Below are 536 nucleotides of genomic sequence, written 5' to 3' on the forward strand. Positions count from 1 at the left end.
CTGTCGTAATTTTTAACCAGCACGTTGTAGTTAAACAGGTCAACACGCTGGAATTTTGGTGTGAAGCCCAGAGACCACTTTTGTCCGGCCGTTTCCAGTTCAGTAGCCAGAGCAATACCCACATCGGTGACCAGTGCGGCACGGGCAAAAGCCTGAGAGGTCAGTCTGTCTTTATCCACATCCTGACCGTTACTGTTTGCAATGCTTTCCAGATAGTTCAGGTCGGCATCACTGACTTTACCGTCGACACTGACCGTACCGTAGCTTTTCAGCATCAGAGCGGCAGCGAGGGTGTCACCGGGAAGAGTCGCCACAGCAGATGTTCCCACCTGTGCGTCAGCATGCGTGTGACGGAAGTCCTGAAGTCGCGTCTTCAGACGTGCAGCAGTCTGCGACACGTTGCTCTGACTGTCGATGGCACGATCAAAGGCTTTCCAGTCATCACTGATTTTGTCTGCGTTGTCACTGATATTACCCGGATCGGACAATTGCCCACCAACGGACGGAAGCAGAAGACTGAAGTCATCTTCCGGACC

At 52.6% G+C, this 536-nt stretch carries 1 protein-coding gene; it reads right to left on the reverse strand.

Translation table 11 applies throughout. From position 1 onward, the window contains the following. Nucleotides 1–536, reverse strand: a 536-nt coding sequence (traF, locus tag E0D98_RS25640) for a conjugal transfer protein TraF (protein WP_165941078.1), incomplete at both ends; no start/stop codon positions are given.

It is taken from the genome of Escherichia sp. KCJ4928 (assembly GCF_004352695.1).
Taxonomy (GTDB): Bacteria; Pseudomonadota; Gammaproteobacteria; order Enterobacterales; family Enterobacteriaceae; genus ECMA0423.